The organism is Agromyces solani (genome assembly GCF_058349925.1).
The window spans coordinates 1,666,665-1,683,454 of the sequence record NZ_JBYRER010000001.1 but is presented as its reverse complement, the minus strand read 5'-3'; the positions used below and the strand labels follow the sequence as shown (position 1 = coordinate 1,683,454).

The window sequence follows — 16,790 nt, the reverse complement described above, 5'->3', positions numbered from 1 at the left end:
AGGTACTGGATCGCGAGCAGCACCTGCTGCATGCGCTCGCCGATCTCGACGCCGCGCAGCGACACCCAGGTCATGACCGCGATGATCACGCAGCCGAACGCCGTGACGACGAAGCGGTCCTCCGCGAGCGAGCCGTCGCCGATGAGGGTCAGGAGGTAGGCCGAGGCGATCTCCGCGAGGTTCGCCATGACGAGCACGCCGGCGACGGCGATGCTCCAGCCGGCCATCCAGCCGGTACGGGGGCCGAACGCCTTGGCCGCCCAGGTGAACACGGTGCCGCAGTCGGGCACGTCGTTGTTGAGCTCCCGGTACGCGTAGGCCGTGAACAGCATCGGCACGAACGCGAGCACGAACGCGATGGGCGCCTGCGCGCCGACCGCGATGACGACGTAGCCGAGCGTCGCGGCGAGCGAGAACAGCGGCGCGGTCGAGGCGATGCCGATCACGGTCGAGCCCCAGAGCCCGAGCTTGCCGATGGCGAGGCCCTTCGTGGGGGTGCCGGGTGCGGGTTGAGATGCAGTGGGCGCGGTCTTGACCGCTGGGGGGTTCGTCACAGGGGGCCTTCTCGTCGTCGAGTTCAGGGGACTCGACCGAGCATACATGACCGACCGACTAGTTGGTCGGTCCGTCCTAAGCGCGCGATCAGGAGGTGCAATCGGCCGCTCTTGATCCGCTTGCGTCAGGTCAAGAGGCGGCCGAGCGACGCATCGATGAGGGTGTGAACTCGCTCGCGGTGTGCGGGTACCCACTCGGCGTCATAGCCACGGATATCGATCTCAGTGGCGAGAATGAGCGAGTAATAGAGGCGGTACAGCGCGAACCGAACGAATCCGGTGGGCGAGCCGAGTTCGGGAGACAGGACACCCCCAGCGGTCGAGTTGCCGGCGAGGAGGTCCGGGTCGATGTCCCATAGTCCGAGTTGGTCGGCGCCGATGAGGTCGAGCAGCGGATCCCCCCACACGGTCCGTTCAGTGTCGATGACGCCCGTGATGCTCCCGCGCTGATCGAGGAACACGTTCGCCGGCCAGAGATCGTTGTGCACGACGGCTGGCCGTTTGACCGCATCCAAGGCCGGTGCGTGCCGAGCCATCGCATCACGGATGCCAGCAGTGGGGAGGGTCGTGCTGGCGCTGGCCGCGTCTTGGAGGATGCCGTCGACCATGGCGGTGAACGCGGCGCGCCAGGTCGCCGCACGCATGTTCGCCTGCGGTGCCGGGTATCCGAACGCCGGGGGGTGAATGCGGTGCATCCTGGCCATAAGGCTCCCGAGACCACCGCGGACCCTTGCAGCTTCGACTCTGTCGAGGTCGCACTCACTCCACGGAGCCCCCGCGACGTGACTCGTCACGACAACATCGGCGTCGACAACCGTGCGGGAGAAGTCCGTGAGGAGAAGGTCCGGTACTGGGAGTTCGTGCTGAGCGAGCATCGTGTACGTTCGCGCTTCGGTCTGAGCGATGCCGCGTTCGTAGCGGCAGAGCCCACCGATATCTGTGGCGGTCAGCTTCACCACAACCCGCCGGCCACAGTCGAGCGTCACACGATACGTGGAAGCGAACATACCCCCGGTCAACGGTTCCGCATCGAGCAGTTCCCCAAGCGGCCGTACCAGTGCGTCCAGCGGCGGCAGGTATCCAGGAGTGTCAAGCGCCATGCCGATTCCCTGCTCCGACTCGTTCGAGCCAGCGCGTGATGTTGAGCATCCCCTGCTCGAAGTCTCCGCTCACCGGATCATTGAGGAATCCATGCGACGAGCCGGGTACGACTGTTTCCGTGACGCCGACGCCGGATTCTCGGAGTTGTTCAGCGAAGCGCCGACCCGAGGCGCGCAGGCTGTCACGCTCGGCATCCATGATCAGCGTTTCGGGGAGCCCGGTTGGGTCGCCCGCTCCTGGAAACACCTTCGGGTCGGCCAGGAGTCCGTGCGAACCCGCGTAGTTCAGTGTCATGCGCTCCACCCACTCCCCTGCTTCCGCGTCGGCCGGGGAGATCGGACGATCCGCTTCCGCCCCGGTCGGCACCGGCAGGCTCGCATGGAACACCCCGTAGGCGAGCACCAGGCCCGACGGCGGCGGGCTGCCATCCTCCCTCAGTCGTACGGCGACGCTCGCGGCGATGCAGGCACCGGCGCTCGCGCCGCCCAGGAATGCCGCACCGTGCTGCGCGAGGTCGAGAAAGGCGGCAGTCACGTCGTCTTGCGCGGCGGGGTAGCGCCCCGGCGCAGGCTCGAGATTGAGCGGTCCGTGGTCCGGCCACGGCGGAGCCAGACGATACTCCACCGTTCGGACCGGCCACCCACACGCGGCGAGCTGACTGGCGACGGCGTCGGACTCCGGCATGTCGATGCTGCCGCCGGCGAAGCCGCCCCCGTGCACCCAGAGCAACGTCGTCCCAGAGGGATGCTCGGGAACGTAGTCGCGAACGGCCGTCCGCAAGCTCGCGAGCTGCCGATCGTGCACGACGAACTTCACGCGATCCTGTCCTATTCCGTGATCGATGCGGGCACCTCACGATGTGCGGCGAGCACCTCGCGGTAGACCGCTCCCGACTGCTTGACGGTGCGTCGCTGGGTTTCGTAGTCGACGCCGACGATGCCGAAGCGCTTGCTGTACCCCTCCGCCCATTCGAAGTTGTCCATGAGCGACCAAGCGAAGTAGCCCCGTAGCGGCATCCCCGCATCGGTGCACCGGGCCGCCGCCGCAAGATGGTCGAGGAGGTAGGCGACCCGTGACGGATCGACGATCGATCCGTCGGCGGCGGGCTCGTCGGCCCATGCGGATCCATTCTCCGTGATGTAGATCGCCTTCGGGGCGTAGCGTTCGTGCGTCTGGGCGACGATGTCGGTGAGCCCTTGCGGGTACACCTCCCAGTCCATGGCCGTGTAGGTGCCGTCAGGTCGGATTTCCCGGGCGCGAGTCACTGGGATGGTTTCGTCACCCACCACCACGGCTCGCGAGTAGTAGTTGATGCCGACGAAGTCGATCGGTTCGGCGATCGTCTCGAGGTCGCCCGCTTCGACGGGGATCTTCTCGCGGAAGAGTTCCTCCGTGAGCGGGTGGTACTCGCCGTGCGTGATCGGGTGGAGGAAGAGCCAGTTGCGGTACAGGTCGTTGCGCTCGGCCGCCGCAATGTCCTCCGGCCCGGGAGTGGCCGGTTCGGTCGGACTCATGCTGAGCGCGATCCCGATCTCTCGTTCGGTGGGGAGGGCCGCGCGGAGCGCCTGCACGCCGAGGCCGTGCGCCAGCAGCGAGTGGTGCATTGCACGCACGGCGCTCTCCTCGGATGTCAGGCCTGGGGCATGGACGCCCGCGAGGTGCCCGAGGAAGACATACACCCACGGCTCGTTGAGGGTCATCCAGTGCTGCACTCGGTCCCCGAGCCGTTCCCCGACGTGCGTGGCGAACTCCGCGAAGCGGTGCGCGGTGGAGCGATCGGCCCACCCTCCGACTACCTGCTGCCACTGCGGCAGGTCCCAGTGATAGAGGGTGACGAACGGGTCGATCCCGCTCGCCATCAGTTCGTCCACGAGCCGGTCGTAGAAGTCGAGTCCCGCCCGGTTCACGACCCCGTACGGCGAGGGCACGACGCGAGGCCACGCGATCGAGAAGCGGTACGCGCCGAGGCCGAGGTCGCGCAGGAGTGCGACGTCGTCACGCCACCGCCGGAAGTGGTCGTCGGCGACATCGAGCGTGTCGCCCCCCGCGACGGCGCCCGGCACACGGGCGAACGTGTCCCAGATGCTGGGGGTGCGGCCCTCCGCCGAGACGGCGCCTTCGATCTGGGGCGCGGCGGTCGCCGCGCCCCAGACGAAGTCGGCGGGGAAGCGCCCGCCGAGGTCGCGGGCGCGTGCGGTCAGCGCGGCAGGCAGACGAGGGATGCCGCTCATCCGGCATGCCCTTGGACGAAGCGGGAGGTGCTCGAGCCCTGCAGCTCGGCGTCAGTGACCAACGGCGGGATCGTGGTGTCATCGGGCAACTCGATGACCTCGGAGAGGCGGATGTCGCGCGAGGACGCCCCGACCTCTATACGGAACTCGCCCCCTTCCCTGCGCCAGAGCCCGAGACGACCGTCGTCGCGTTCGGCGACCGAGTCCCAGTACGAGAAGTCGCGGTTCTCGAGCTCGAACGCGACGCGGGTGGACTCTCCGGGCGCGAGTCGGACCTTCTCGAACCCCCGCAGCTCGCGGACGGGACGGTACACCTCGGCGTCGGGGTCGCCGACATAGAGCTGCACGATCTCGTCGCCGGCGACCGGCCCGTCGTTCGCGATCGTGACCGACACGATAACGCGTCCGGCTGCGGCATCCGTGATCTCGACCGAGAGGTCGGAGTAAGCGAACGAGGTGTACGACAGTCCGTGACCGAACGGGTATCGCACCGACCGGTTCAGAGCGTCAAACCAGCGATACCCGATGAATACGCCCTCGCCGTAGAGCACGGTGCCGCGTTCACCGAGCCAGTTCGGCTGGCCGGGTGTGTCCTCGAGGGCGAGCGGGAAGGTCTCGGAGATCTTGCCGGCCGGGTTGACGCGTCCGAAGAGGACGTCGGCGACGGCGCCGCCGAGCGCTTGCCCCGTGAGCCAGGACTCGACGACCGCATCGACGCGGTCGTGCCACGGGTCCATCGTGACGGCCGTGCCGTTGGAGAGGACGACCACGAGCGATGCTCCAGTGCGCTCCCGGAGGTCGGCGAGGCGACCGATGAGGGCGACCTGGTCTTGCGGCAGAGCGAGAGTGTCGCGATCGTTGGCCTCCTGCTCGAAGGCGAGCGGCAGGCCTGCGAAGACGACGATCGTCTCGGCGGCTTCGGCAGTGGCGACGGCCTCGTCGATGAGTCGCGCTGCGGTCGGTGAGACCGGACCGTTCACGGCGTGCTGCACGGCCTCGGCGAGCTGGAGTTCTCGTGCAAGGGTCGCCGAGCGGCGTGCGACGGTCGGGCGCTCCTCGACGAACTCGACCTCGTGCGTGGCGAGGGTGGCGACGTTGTCGTCCTGGTACGCGTTCTTGGGCAGGTAGACGTAGCCGGGCGCGTAGACGACCCGTTCTCCGGCGATCGCGCGGATGGCGTCGAGCGGCGCGTCGACTCGGGTGGGATCCACGCCCGACGAGCCACCGCCCTGGATGCGGGCGTGCTGGGCGAAGGCGCCGACGACCGCGACCGTGCCTGCGGCATCTTCGGCCAGTGGCAGGGCAGCAGCGCCGTGGGGTGCGGGTTCGTTGCGCAGCAGGGTGATGCACGCTGCGGCGGCTTCACGCGCGAGCGCATGGTGCTCGTCCGCGCGCAAAAGCTCCAGTTGCGCGGGGGTGAGGCGGTCGCCGGCCTTATGACCAAGACGCATCACGGGGCCGTCGACGAGGTCGGCACCCGGGTAGGCGCGCGCCACGAGACGCAACACTCGACGGGCGGCCTCATCGACCACCGACTCGTCGAGCTCACCGGCGCGCACCGCTGCGACGACGTCGGCATCAGTGCGGCCTTCCGTGCCCGGCATCTCGAGGTCAAGCCCCGCGCGGACGGCGGCGACGCGATCGTGCACGGCGTTCCAGTCCGAAACCACTGCGCCTTCGTAGCCCCAGTCCTCACGCAGCACCTCGGTCAGCAGCCAACGGTTCTCCGAGGCATGCACACCCCGCAGGCGGTTGTACGAGCACATGACCGTCCATGGGTCCGCTTTGAGAACCACCCGCTCGAATGCGGCCAGGTAGGTCTCGCGAAGCGTCCGCTCGTCGGCGACGACCGAGATGCGGGTGCGCTCGATCTCCTGGTTGTTCGCCGCGAAGTGCTTGAGCGACGTGCCGACGCCGGTCGACTGCACACCCTCGACGTAGGCGGCGCCGAGCTCGCCCGAGTGCATCGGGTCCTCCGAGAAGTACTCGAAGTTCCGGCCGCAGAGCGGTGAACGCTTCATGTTGACCCCCGGGCCGAGCACCACTTGGACGCCCTGTGCGCGCGCCTCCTCACCGATCGCCATGCCGACCCGACGCATCAGGTTGCGATCCCACGACGCGCCCATCGCCGACGCCGTCGGGAAGCCGGTCGCCGGCACCCACACCATGTCGACGCCGGTCTCCTTGCGCAGTCCGTGCGGGCCGTCGCCGACTTCGATCGGGGGCACGGGGGCTGTCAGTCCCGGGCGGTCGATGGGCTGCGTGAACCAGTCATCGAGCCCGGACAGCAGCGACGCCTTCTCCTCGAGCGTGAGCTCGGACAGCACGGTGTCGACGTCGAACGGCGGGAGGGTCATGTTTGTGCTTTCTGGTGAATGTTCGTGTGGTCGGCAGTAGCTCGGTCCTGGCCCGGACGAGTCCGGACGGTCATGCCAGTGGCGGCAGGGCGTCCTTCTGGAGTTCGAGGAACTCATCGAGCATCGCGACTGCGCGGTTATGGTTGTCGACGATCGGGTCGAGGAGGATCGCCTGCAGCAGCTTCGCCTTGGACTGCTCGACGTAGGCCTCGACGAGCAGTTTGTGGATCGATCCCTGCAACCGCACCATCGCGAAAATGCCCTCCGGCAGCGCCTCCATCGGCAGCGGTACGAGCGTGCCGTTCTCCGCTCTCGCGGGCACCTCGACGACCATGTCGTCGGGCAGTCCCGGGATCGCCCCTCGGTTCGGGATGTTCACCGCGGGGAGCGGTCGCTCGACGCCGCAGGCGACCCACTCGATGATGGGGATGGCGAGCTCCTCGGAGGCTTCGAGCGGCTGGTCTTCGAGCGCGCCGCTCGGGCGCGGGCCATGGAACGGACGGTCGGTGTCGGCGAGCCCGATGTGGTAATGCCACTCGGGCGTCGATGCGCCCTCACGCCAAGGCGAACCATCGCCGGGGTCGTTGAAGTACTGCAGCTGCGCGGGCACGTAGTCGTCGGCCCACGAGATGTACTCGCCGATGTGGTTCGCGCTCGGCGACGGCCACAGGCCGAAACGGCGGAAGAGGATGCGGGAGAGCCCGATCTCGTGCCAGTCCGACACCCAGTTCGCCTCGTGCTCGAGCTCGCGCAGTCGCGGGTACAGGTCTTCGCCGGTGGCCCTGTCGCGGACCGCCTGGAACCACGTGAAATGGTTGATGCCGGCGGCGGGCAAGTCGAGCTGATCGCTCGGAATGTCGAGCAGCGCCGAGATCTGCCGTACGCCGTAGAAGTAGCCGTGGCAGAGCCCGACCACCTTCACCGAGGTGAGCCGCGAGATCGCCTCGCAGACCTTGTGCTCCGGGTTCGAGAAGTTGAGGAACAGCGCGTCGGGGGCATGCGCCTCGATCGCACGTGCGATCTCGAGCAGCGGGCCGAACTGACGAAGGGCGTGGAAGAGGCCGCCGGGGCCGCCGTTCTCGCCATACACCTGCTTGAAGCCGTACTTGCGCGGAATCGTGAAGTCCTGCGACCAGTAGTGGTAGCGGTCGACCTCGATCGCGGTGACCACGAAAGCGGCCCCGGTGACGGCGTCGTTCAGGTCGGTGGTCGCCGAGACGGTGGCGGCATGGTCGAGCCGCTCGATGAGCTGTCGGGTGTACGTCTCCATCTCCGCGAGCGGCTCGGCGGCGATGTCCATCAACACGATCTCGAGGCCCTTTTCGGCGATGGGCTCGCTCAAGAGGAGGTCGCGGACGATTTTTCCGGCGAACTCGCGGCTGCCTGCTCCGATCAAGGTGACTTTCATGTGCGCGAACGCTCCGTTCTCAGGGGTTGTTGGTGGCTTATCCGGCGATGCCGCGCGCGAGGGCGACGGCACCCATCACGGGAGACCGGGAAAGGATGTGCAATTCGGCGTCGGTATCGTCCCGTTCGAGCGCGGAGCGCAACGCGCTCTGAAGCCGGGGCTGGCGTTCGATCACCGAGCCGCCCGCGACGACGGCATTCGCATGGACGCTGCGCGCGCGGAGCCGTCCGACGAGACTCGCGAGTTCGTCGCCCGCCTTCCGGATGACGTCGGCGGCGAGCACCGACCCTTCGTCGGCGGCGGTGAACACCTCAGGCGCATGGACACCCCAGACCTCGGCCGAAGCGGTCTGCGTCACCGCGAGCGCCAGCTCGGCACCGTCACGGGCGGCGAAAGCGGCCATCAGCCGTTGCCCGAGCACGTCGATTGCCTCGCCTCGGTCGACGTGGGCCAGCACGGCCCGAGTGGCATCGCGGACGAGCGCGGGCGCGCTGCCCTCGTCGCCGAGCAGCCAGCCCCAGCCCCCGGCAGTCAGCAGTTCGCCACCGTCGTCGCGGACCGTTGCGATCGATCCCGTGCCGACCACGACGCCGATCGCACCGCTCACGCCGATGGCGGGTGCCATGAGCTCGGCGTCGTTCACGACGACGACGGGACCGGTGAAATGCCACCGGAGCGATTGTTCGAGCTCGCGGCATTGGCCGGTGTTGTCGCAGCCATGCGCCCCCACTGCGAGCGGCGCCGAGAGCACCGACTCACCGAGATGGCCGACGAGGAGAGCCCGCAGTCCGGCAGCGTCGGCGCGGAAATCCCCGAGCGCACCGCGCCAGGAGGCCGAGGAGACGACGAACTCGTCAGTCCGCCCGCTCCCGGCGGCTTCGACGGGTGCGACCGCCACGTGGGTCTTGGTACCGCCGATGTCCACGGCGACGACGTGACCCGACAACGCGATGCCGTCGCCCGCGATCGGGAGGGTCATGTCATGCTCCTTCAGGCTGATGTAGAGATCCGGCAGTAATTGCAGCGAGTCGTCGCGATAGGGGCTCAGACCGGCAGCGCAGCGGCCTCACGGTCGACGAGCAGCTCCGCGTTGCGGCATTCGGTGACGATCGTGGCCGGCCAAGCCGCTTCGTACGCGTCCGCCGCCGTGATGCGGGCGAACGCCTCGCGCTTGTGCTCGCCGCACAGGATCATCGCAACCTCCGCTGAGAGTCGCGCGATCGTATCGATGCCGACGGTGACGCCGTTGCGCGGGACCATGTCCAGATGCGTGAACTCGGGGAACGTGCCCATGTTGTCTCGGCGAGTCGCCTCGCCGAGGTCGACGATGTGCGTCTTGGTCGCACGCGGTGTGCCGGGCTGGTTGAAGGCGATGTGGCCGTCGCTGTCGCCCGATGCGAGCAGGAACAGGTCGATGCCACCGGCGGCGGCGATACGCCGGTCGAACGCCTCGGGAGCCTTCGGGTCAGCCGTCCACAGGTCTGTGGGCGGCACGGTACCGGCGTCCGCACAGGCCTCCGCGATGGGCGCGAGGATATCGCGACGGGCGAACCCGAGACACGAGTAGGACGCCTCTGGGTCGACGATCTGGAATTCACCCCGCTCATCGGCGACGACGTAGTCGTCCATCATGACGATGACCAGTCGGGACAGGTCGCGTCCCTCGGCGGCATGACGGGCCAACGCCGAATAGACCGGAGCCGCCGTGCGGCCGCTCGGGCAGCCGAGCAGGAAGGGCGCGTCGCCCTTCGCGGTCATCCGATCGAGGATGCGGTCTGCGAGGAGGTCTCCGATCGCGCTCGCGGAAGGGAGGATTTGTGGAGTCAGTTGCACGTTGTTGCCTTTGCTTGAAGAGCACGTCTGCGCAGGGTCATTCCTTGATGGCCCCGGCGAGCATTCCGGAGATGAACTTGCGCTGGAAGATCACGTAGAGGATGAGGACCGGTGCGGCGACGATGAGTCCGCCTGCCGCCATCAGGTTGATCTGGGTCACGTACTTGCCTTGGAAGACGCCGAGCGCGACGGTTGCGGTCTGGTTGTCGCCGTGAAGGAACACGAGCGAGAGGAAATAGTCGTTCCAGGTCCACATGAAGCTGAGCAGGATCAGCGTGTAGACGGCGGGCATCAAGTTGGGCACGGCGATCGACCACAGCATCCGCATCGGTCCGGCGCCATCGAGCGAGGCCGACTCGAAGATGCCCCGTGGCAGGGCCCTGAATGCTGCCCGCATCCAGAAAATCCCGAACGGCACGCCCATTCCCAGGTGGATGAGGATGACGCCGAGGAGGTTGTCGGTCAGCCCGAGAGTACGGAACTGGTAGTAGAGCGGCACGATGATCGCTTCGAGTGAGATCATCATTCCCAGCAGGATCAGGGGGAAGAACCACCGGTCCCCGACGACGCCCAGGACGCCGAATGCGTATCCGCCCATGAGGGCGAGGATGACGCCGACGACGACGACGGAGACGGTGATCACGAGCGAGACCGTCATGGAACGGGCGAACGCGGCGTTCTCCCAGGCCGTGACGAAGTTGCCCCATTGCAGATCGGCGCTCGGGCGTCCGGCACGGTCGGGGCTGAGTGCCGCTGCGAGGAAGGTGCCGACCGGCCACAGCACGATCAGTGCCAGGATGCCGAGGATGAGGTAGTTCCAGATTTTCTCCGCACGGGAGGACATGTTCACTCCTTCTCCGAGATGCGGGTGATCACGAGAGCGATGACGAGGCAGAGGACGGCCATGACGACCCCGATCGCGGCCGCTTGACCGACGTTCGGGTTGACGAACGCCGCCTTGTAGAGTGCGACTGCAGGGGTCAGCGTGGACGTGCCCGGGCCACCTCGAGTCGTGATCCAGATGAGGTCGAACGCGCGCAGGGCGGCGGTGATCGTCAGGGTGAGGGCGACGGCGAGCTGACCGCGCAGCCCGGGGAGGGTGACCGCGAAGAACTCGCGCACGGGCCCAGCGCCGTCCATGCGAGCGGCTTCGTAAAGCTCCGGGGAGATCGAAGAGGCGCCGGCGATGAACAGCACCATGCAGAAGCCGAACGTCACCCACGTTCCGATCAGACCGACGGCAGGCAATGCCCAGGTGAAGTCTCCGAGCCAGTTCTGGGCGAGTTCGCCGAGGCCGACCGCGCGCAGGGCTTCGTTGATCGGTCCTTCAGGTGCGTACATCCGCTTGAAGATGAGCGCGATGACGACGCTCGTGAGCACCTGAGGCAGGAAGAAGATCCACCGGAACACGGCCATGCCGGGCCGTTTGGCGCTCGTGATCATCGCCGCCGAGAGCAGACCGAGCGCGATGGGCAGAATAGCGAAGAAGACGAGCAGGACGAGCACGTTCCCGAGGGTCGAGCGCAGCACGGGGTCGGTGAAGAAGTTGACGTAGTTCTGCAAGCCCACCCATGTGGCGCTGCTGAATCCGTCCCACTTGTAGAAGGAGTACTGCAGCGACTGCACCAGCGGCCAGAGCACGACGGCCGCGTAAAGCAGCAGCCCCGGCGCCGCGAAGAGCAGTCCGACCCAGCGCGTACGGCGATTCGCGTGTGAACCACGGCGCCGCTTTCGCGGGAGCAGCATCGCCCGAGTGGCCGTGGGGCCGCCGCTGTCCGCTACCGAAGTCGCGGCGGCCCCAACCTGCGTAATGCTCATCGTCCGTGCCTACTGCGCGAGGAAGGCGTCGCGGTCCGCGTCGACGGCGGCGGTGAGGTCTTCGGGCGTGGTCTTGCCTGCAAGAAGGAGCTGCGTGTTCTGCGTGAGGATGTCGAGCATCGTCGGGCTTGCCCAGTCGAAGTAGGGCACATAGCCGTCATCGGAGTCGAGGGTCGCGGTGGCCGCGGCCTCGCCGCTCTGGCTGAGCACATCCGGGATCGTGACCTCGTTGAGCATCGGGACGAGGCCCAAGTCGACTGCAGTCTGGCTCGCGTCTTCCGACATCAGGAAGTTCAGGAACGCAGCCGCGACGTCGGGATGCTCGGCCTTCGCCGAGATCACCATGGCGCCGGGCGCTGCACCGACGCCGACGGTGGTGTCGTCCGCTGCTTGCGGCAGTTGGATGTACCCGAACTGGTCGAGCTGGTCACCGCTCAGGCCGAGTGCACCGGTGTAGTCGAAGCGGAAGACGCCGTTTCCGTCGAGGAAGTCGGCCAGTGAGGTCTGGTAGTCGATGCCCTCGAAGTCAGGGGTGAGCCAGCCCTTGCGGTTCCAATCCTCGAGAGTCGTCGCGGCGACGGTGAGTCCAGTGTCCTCCGCCTTGACGTCAGGGTCGCCGTAGACGAAGTCGTTGATGTCGGCTTCGGCACCGTAGAGCGACTGCAGACCGAGGAGCGCTGCGGTGTTGCCGTCCAGGCCGCTGTAACTGAAGGGGATCTCGCCTGCATCCTTCGCAGCGGCTGCTGCCGACTCGAGTTCATCGAGCGTGGCCGGCGCCTCGATGCCGAGTTCCTTCAGCTTGTCGGCGTTGTAGTAGATGCCGATGAGGGACGCGCGGGCGGGAGGGGTCGCGAACCAGGATCCTTCGCCGATCGTGGTGAAGTCGGTCGTGAACTGGTTCTGCCGAGCGATCGTGGTCGGCACAGTGTCGTTCCAGTCATACAGGTCGGCGTACGCGTCGAGGTTGAGCACGAGGCCGGCCTTGGCGAGAGTCCCGAGGGACGACCATCCGTTGTTCGCGGATGCGATGTCGGGCCCCCCCTCGTCCTGGAGCTGCAGGTTCAGCGTGCTCGTGAGCTGGCCCCAGTCCTCACGCGTTCGCTCGATGGTGACGTTCGGGTACTTCTCCTCGAACTGGTCGATGAGGGAGACAATCCACTCCTCCTCGGCCGAAGTCCAGAAGTCCGAGAGCTTGAGCGTGACGTCGCCGGCGGCGGCCACATCGTCTGAGACCGAGGTCGGCGCCGCCGGGCCTGGTGTGCTCGCCGCTGGAGCGCACGCGGTGAGCGCAAGCGCCGCCATCGAGCCGATTGCGACCGCCGCGAGGCGAGTCTTCTTCGAGAACATTTTCACTCCGTCGTGGTGTGTGGGGACGAGAAACCTAATCAGGCCTAGTGCAGCAGCCCGGACGGCGGGGGGACCGTCACGGGCAAGCTACCACGAATAAACCAGTTATTCCAGTTGCGAACCAATACTCAGCAATCTTGCACCAGTCTCGACATGTGGTACCGTGTCGTCGTGACTCTCGCTGCCGCCGCCACGCAGGCCTATGACCAGCTCGCTCAGGAGTTGGACCAGGGCGTCTACGCCGCTGGAACGAGGCTGCCCGGCGAACGCGAGCTGTCTGCACGCTTGGGCGTCAGCCGCGTCACGCTTCGCGCAGCGCTCGCCGCGCTTGAAGACGAGGGTCGCCTCACCCGCTCGGCGCAGCGCGGCTGGTTCGTTCCCGCCAACGTGGTCGGCGAGCCACCGAGCACCCTGCAGTCGTTCACCGAGATGGCACGCGCCCGAGGGCTGCGACCGACGGCGCGAGTCCTCCGCCAGGAGGTGCGCCCGGCCACGTTGTCCGAAGCCGACACGCTCCGCGTCGCGCCCACCTCCCCCGTGATTCAGATCGATCGGCTTCGCGGTCTTGATGGGCGCCCGGTGTGTTTCGATGTCGTCGTCGTGGCCGAGGAACGAGCGCCGCGGTTGGTCGACGCTCCACTCGACGACGCCTCGCTCTACGAGACGCTCCGCGAGCGCTGCGGTATAGCGATCCATCGGAGCGCCTACAGTGTCATGGCCGCAACCGCCGATGCGTCGATGGCGCGGCTTCTCGACACCGTCGTGGGCGCCGCCGTGCTCATCGGCGAGGAGGTCGCCTACACGACCGACGGCACTCCCATCCTCCTCGGCACGAACACGTACCGGGGCGACGCCTACCGATTCCAGGCCGACCTCTTCCGCCGAGCCTGAGCGTTCACGATCTCGCTGCAACGGCCGCATCGCTTCGTCAACGCCGGACCATTCGCTCCAGACAGGGCGCGAACCCGTCGGCGCGCAAGCTCATTCGAAACGACACCCAGCTGGGAGACACCGGCATCCCGACCTGGATGGTCCAGTAACCGGCACGCTGCAATGCATCGATCGCCTCGAGGGTGGCAAGCTGGTTGGAACCGGCCTCGATCGCTGAAGCGCTGAGTACTGCGATTCGATCGGACGACTGCCAAGTGTCGTCAGGACCCGGAACGATCGACAACTGGAATCCTGCCTGCCCAACGAGTTCCGACAAACTTGCAGGCGTCTGCTCGGTTCCTTTCCCGGCGCCTGGTCTTGATCGCATCCAGATCTCCGAGTGTGGCTCGAATCCATGCCGAAGGTAGAGCGACTTCGCTCGATCGTTTCCACTCACGACGTCGAGCGCGGCGACGAGGCCGCGTCGGCGCACTTCGCCGTCGAACGCCGCCATCAGTCGTGTTCCCAGACCACTCGCCCGCGCGTTGGGAGCAACGCTCAGCGTCTCCAGCATCCTGCCCTCGGATCCGGCGACGAACTCGTCGAATGCTAAGGCGTACCCGATCGCCGTGGATTCCCGCCGGGCGATCCAGAGAGTGGGGTTCGCCTCCCCCGCGAATATACGCTCGTAGTGGGCGCGGCGAAGCGACCATGTCTGCTCCCGAGGAATGACGGCGAACCCGGCCGCCCCGATGGAGCGATGATGGTCGAACAGCGTCTCCCACAGCGGCGCCACGACGTCGATCGACTCGAAGCCGACTTCGGTGATGGTCGTCCTCGCGCTCACGAGCTCCTCCTTCGACGCTCTGGGCGAGTCATCTGTCCCTCACGATTGTTCAGCCGCGAGTGGTGTCCACCGCGTTCTTCCCCGCTCGAGGGACGGATCGGGTTGGACCCACGATGGTGACGGGGTGCCCACCACGGGCTCACCGCTCGTACACGATTTCGCCCCCGACCACGGTGACTGCCGTCTGCAGAGAGACGATCGCCTCGGCGGGCAACTCGAACGGGTCGCCCGTGGCGACCGCGAGGTCGGCTCGCTCGCCGACCCGCACGCGGCCCGGGCGGCCGAGCACGAGCTCGGTCGAACCCGACGTGTAGGCCACGAACGCCTGCTCGAGCGTGAGCGCCTGGTGCTCGGCGTCGAGGGTCGGCGGCAGGGCGCCGGACTCGGCGCCCTCGGGCAGCGGCGGCACCTCGACGCCGAGAGGCGGCGGCGCCCAGCGGTTCACGACCACGTGGATCGCGAGCCACGGGTCGGGTGGTGAGACCGGCCAGTCCGAGCCCATCGCGAGCTCCGCCCCGCCGTCGGCCATCGCGCGGAAGGGGTAGCCCGCGAGCATCCGCTCCTCGCCGATCATCGGCACGACGTACGGGTCGGGAGCGGCCCACAGCCCCTGGATGTTCGCGGTGATGCCGAGCGGGCCGAAGCGCGCGGCATCCCCGGGCTGCACCATCGAGAGGTGCGCGATGTGGTGGCGCGGCGCCTGGCCGCCCGCCCCGGAGCCACGTGCGGCCCCGTTCGCCGCGCGCGCCGCCTCGATCGCGTCGAGCGCGACCCGGATGCCGCGATCGCCCATGATGTGCAGGTGCAGCGCAAAGCCCGCCGCATCGAGCTGCGTCACGAACGCCCGGATCACCGCCTCGTCGAAGTGCAGCTCGCCGCTGAACCCGTCGCCGTGGTTGCAGTAGGGCTCGAGCAGCGCCGCGGTCTCGCCGTGCGGCACGCCGTCGATCATGGCCTTCGCCGTCGACGTCGCGAAGCCGGCGTCGGCGTTCCGCGAGCGCTGCTCGACGAACCGGGCGACGAGCGCCGGCACCTCGTCGAGCTGGAGGCCGGGCGCGATCCAGAGCGCCCCCGAGACAGAGCTCCGCAGGCCGCCGGCGGCGATCCCACGCAGGTACGCGGGCGTGCAGTCGGCCTTGCCGTTGTACTCGCCGAGGATCGCCTCGTGCCAGCCTGTGACGCCGATCGACCACAGGTACTCCTGCGCGTTCAGCAGGCCCGCGAGCACCTCGTCGTCGGTCGCGGGCGGGATCACCCGCCCGACGAGCTCGGCCGCGGTCTCGTTGAGGTACCCGGTCGGGTCGCCAGCGGCGTCGAGGTGGATGCGCCCGTTGTGCGGCTGGGGGGTGTCGCGGTCGACGCCGGCGAGCTCCAGCGCCCGCGAGTTGACCCACAGCGTGTGGTGCCCGGCGTCGCTGAGCGCGACCGGGCGGTCGGGCACGATCGCGTCGAGCTCGTGCCGGGTCGGCGCGGGGAACAGTTCGTGGCTCCACCCGCCGCCCGTGATCCACTCGCCGTCGCTGCGCTCGGCACCGGCGCGGATGAGTTCGAACGTCTCCTCGACGCTCTGCGCGGGCGTCAGATCGAGACTCAGCCGCTCGACCCCCGCGAACGCCGCGTGCACATGCGCGTCGACGAACCCGGGGTGGATGACCCCGCCGGCGGCGTCGACGACGCGCGTTCCGTCGCCGCGAAGCTCGAGCACGCGTGCGTCCGAACCGACGCGCACGATGCGGTCGCCCACGACCGCGACGGCGGTGTGCGCCGTGCGCACCCGGCCGTCGAAGACGCGGCCGTTCACGATGGCGAGGTCGGCTGGTTCAGTCATGTCGGTCTCGATTCTCTGCGCGAAGTGCTGCTGGTCGAGATGCCTCGGCCAAGGCATCCCGGTCGGGTGATCCGGTTCATACGAGCCGGAACACCCGGATGATCACAAAGCCCGGTTCGGCCCGGGCGTAGCCGACGAACTGGGACTCCATGAGCCACTGCAGCTCGGGGTGGTCGGTACGGAACTGGAAGGCGGTTCGGTAGTAGAGGTCCTGCTCGGCGACTTCCTCGCCGGCCTCGATGCGCGCCCAGGTGGCCTCGTCGGTGCGCCAGATGCCGCGGTTCACGACCTCGACGGCGGCCGGGCCCGAATCGAGCGCCGCCTCGATCACGTAGCGGGCGTCGAGTTCGACGGTGAGCCCGCGGCCGACCCACCAGTCACCACCGCTGCTCAGCACGACGCCGCGCAGCCGCGGGCCATCGAACGTGCCACCCGAGACACGGGCGAAGTGCCGCCCCTCCCCCGGCGTCGAGCCGCCGAGCGGCAGCTCGTCGTCGACCTGGCAGCGCAGCTCGAAGCAGTACTCGAAGGCGGGTTCCATGAGCGTGGTCGACATGGGCGGGGCGGCTCCGTTCATTCGGTGACCCGAGGTGTCG

At 67.9% G+C, this 16,790-nt stretch carries 15 protein-coding genes; 1 reads left to right on the top strand and 14 read right to left on the bottom strand.

Features of this window, described 5'->3' with window-relative positions:
* The 11 genes from AC3RJ7_RS07730 to AC3RJ7_RS07680 all read right to left on the bottom strand — a co-directional run.
* Positions 1-476: amino acid permease (locus tag AC3RJ7_RS07730; protein WP_491455249.1), on the bottom strand; the 476-nt coding region annotated here is incomplete at its 3' end.
* A gap of 203 nt (positions 477-679) precedes the next feature.
* Positions 680-1,654 carry a phosphotransferase family protein gene (locus AC3RJ7_RS07725; RefSeq protein ID WP_491455200.1) on the bottom strand — a complete coding sequence of 325 codons (975 nt, stop codon included), beginning with the start codon at positions 1,652-1,654 and terminating at the stop codon, positions 680-682.
* Entirely contained in the window at positions 1,644-2,471 is an 828-nt protein-coding gene (locus AC3RJ7_RS07720) for an alpha/beta hydrolase fold domain-containing protein (RefSeq protein WP_491455199.1), read from the bottom strand. The genes AC3RJ7_RS07725 and AC3RJ7_RS07720 overlap by 11 nt, the downstream gene beginning before the upstream one ends.
* A gap of 11 nt (positions 2,472-2,482) precedes the next feature.
* The gene (locus AC3RJ7_RS07715) at positions 2,483-3,886 is read right to left on the bottom strand and encodes a GH1 family beta-glucosidase (protein ID WP_491455198.1); all 1,404 of its coding nucleotides are present in this window, start codon (positions 3,884-3,886) and stop codon (positions 2,483-2,485) included.
* The gene (locus AC3RJ7_RS07710) at positions 3,883-6,243 is read right to left on the bottom strand and encodes a beta-glucosidase family protein (protein WP_491455197.1); all 2,361 of its coding nucleotides are present in this window, start codon (positions 6,241-6,243) and stop codon (positions 3,883-3,885) included. The genes AC3RJ7_RS07715 and AC3RJ7_RS07710 overlap by 4 nt, the downstream gene beginning before the upstream one ends.
* A gap of 70 nt (positions 6,244-6,313) precedes the next feature.
* Complete coding sequence (locus AC3RJ7_RS07705) at positions 6,314-7,651, bottom strand: family 4 glycosyl hydrolase (RefSeq protein WP_491455196.1); 1,338 nt, start codon at positions 7,649-7,651, stop codon at positions 6,314-6,316.
* 37 nt (positions 7,652-7,688) lie between these two features.
* Positions 7,689-8,630: an N-acetylglucosamine kinase gene (locus AC3RJ7_RS07700; protein ID WP_491455195.1), complete on the bottom strand. Its 942-nt coding sequence runs from the start codon at positions 8,628-8,630 to the stop codon at positions 7,689-7,691.
* A gap of 65 nt (positions 8,631-8,695) precedes the next feature.
* A complete protein-coding gene (locus tag AC3RJ7_RS07695; protein ID WP_491455194.1) occupies positions 8,696-9,484 on the bottom strand; it encodes a 6-phosphogluconolactonase in 789 nt (262 codons plus the stop codon).
* A gap of 37 nt (positions 9,485-9,521) precedes the next feature.
* Complete coding sequence (locus AC3RJ7_RS07690) at positions 9,522-10,328, bottom strand: carbohydrate ABC transporter permease (protein ID WP_491455193.1); 807 nt, start codon at positions 10,326-10,328, stop codon at positions 9,522-9,524.
* A gap of 2 nt (positions 10,329-10,330) precedes the next feature.
* Positions 10,331-11,302: a carbohydrate ABC transporter permease gene (locus AC3RJ7_RS07685; protein ID WP_491455192.1), complete on the bottom strand. Its 972-nt coding sequence runs from the start codon at positions 11,300-11,302 to the stop codon at positions 10,331-10,333.
* Positions 11,303-11,311: 9 nt separating this feature from the next.
* Positions 11,312-12,523, bottom strand: coding sequence for an ABC transporter substrate-binding protein (locus AC3RJ7_RS07680; RefSeq protein WP_491455191.1), 1,212 nt, complete (start codon positions 12,521-12,523; stop codon positions 11,312-11,314).
* A gap of 297 nt (positions 12,524-12,820) precedes the next feature.
* Here AC3RJ7_RS07680 and AC3RJ7_RS07675 point away from each other — a divergent pair, with 297 nt between their 5' ends.
* Positions 12,821-13,540 carry a GntR family transcriptional regulator gene (locus AC3RJ7_RS07675; protein ID WP_491455190.1) on the top strand — a complete coding sequence of 240 codons (720 nt, stop codon included), beginning with the start codon at positions 12,821-12,823 and terminating at the stop codon, positions 13,538-13,540.
* A 37-nt stretch (positions 13,541-13,577) separates the two neighbouring features.
* On the opposite strand, the gene AC3RJ7_RS07670 is transcribed toward AC3RJ7_RS07675, so the two are convergent.
* The 3 genes from AC3RJ7_RS07670 to AC3RJ7_RS07660 form a co-directional block, all read right to left on the bottom strand.
* Positions 13,578-14,366, bottom strand: a complete 789-nt coding sequence (locus AC3RJ7_RS07670) for a GNAT family N-acetyltransferase (RefSeq protein WP_491455189.1) — start codon at positions 14,364-14,366, stop codon at positions 13,578-13,580.
* 139 nt (positions 14,367-14,505) lie between these two features.
* Positions 14,506-16,194: an amidohydrolase gene (locus tag AC3RJ7_RS07665; protein ID WP_491455188.1), complete on the bottom strand. Its 1,689-nt coding sequence runs from the start codon at positions 16,192-16,194 to the stop codon at positions 14,506-14,508.
* 76 nt (positions 16,195-16,270) lie between these two features.
* Positions 16,271-16,771 carry a DUF3237 domain-containing protein gene (locus AC3RJ7_RS07660; protein WP_491455187.1) on the bottom strand — a complete coding sequence of 167 codons (501 nt, stop codon included), beginning with the start codon at positions 16,769-16,771 and terminating at the stop codon, positions 16,271-16,273.
* Positions 16,772-16,790 lie beyond the last annotated feature (19 nt).

Coding starts and splice junctions, on each gene's coding strand:
- AC3RJ7_RS07725 (WP_491455200.1), bottom strand. CDS start 1,654: ATGGCGCTTGACACTCCTGGATACCTGCCGCCGCTGGACGCACTGGTA.
- AC3RJ7_RS07715 (WP_491455198.1), bottom strand. CDS start 3,886: ATGAGCGGCATCCCTCGTCTGCCTGCCGCGCTGACCGCACGCGCCCGC.
- AC3RJ7_RS07710 (WP_491455197.1), bottom strand. CDS start 6,243: ATGACCCTCCCGCCGTTCGACGTCGACACCGTGCTGTCCGAGCTCACG.
- AC3RJ7_RS07705 (WP_491455196.1), bottom strand. CDS start 7,651: ATGAAAGTCACCTTGATCGGAGCAGGCAGCCGCGAGTTCGCCGGAAAA.
- AC3RJ7_RS07700 (WP_491455195.1), bottom strand. CDS start 8,630: ATGACCCTCCCGATCGCGGGCGACGGCATCGCGTTGTCGGGTCACGTC.
- AC3RJ7_RS07690 (WP_491455193.1), bottom strand. CDS start 10,328: ATGTCCTCCCGTGCGGAGAAAATCTGGAACTACCTCATCCTCGGCATC.
- AC3RJ7_RS07685 (WP_491455192.1), bottom strand. CDS start 11,302: ATGAGCATTACGCAGGTTGGGGCCGCCGCGACTTCGGTAGCGGACAGC.
- AC3RJ7_RS07665 (WP_491455188.1), bottom strand. CDS start 16,194: ATGACTGAACCAGCCGACCTCGCCATCGTGAACGGCCGCGTCTTCGAC.
- AC3RJ7_RS07660 (WP_491455187.1), bottom strand. CDS start 16,771: ATGAACGGAGCCGCCCCGCCCATGTCGACCACGCTCATGGAACCCGCC.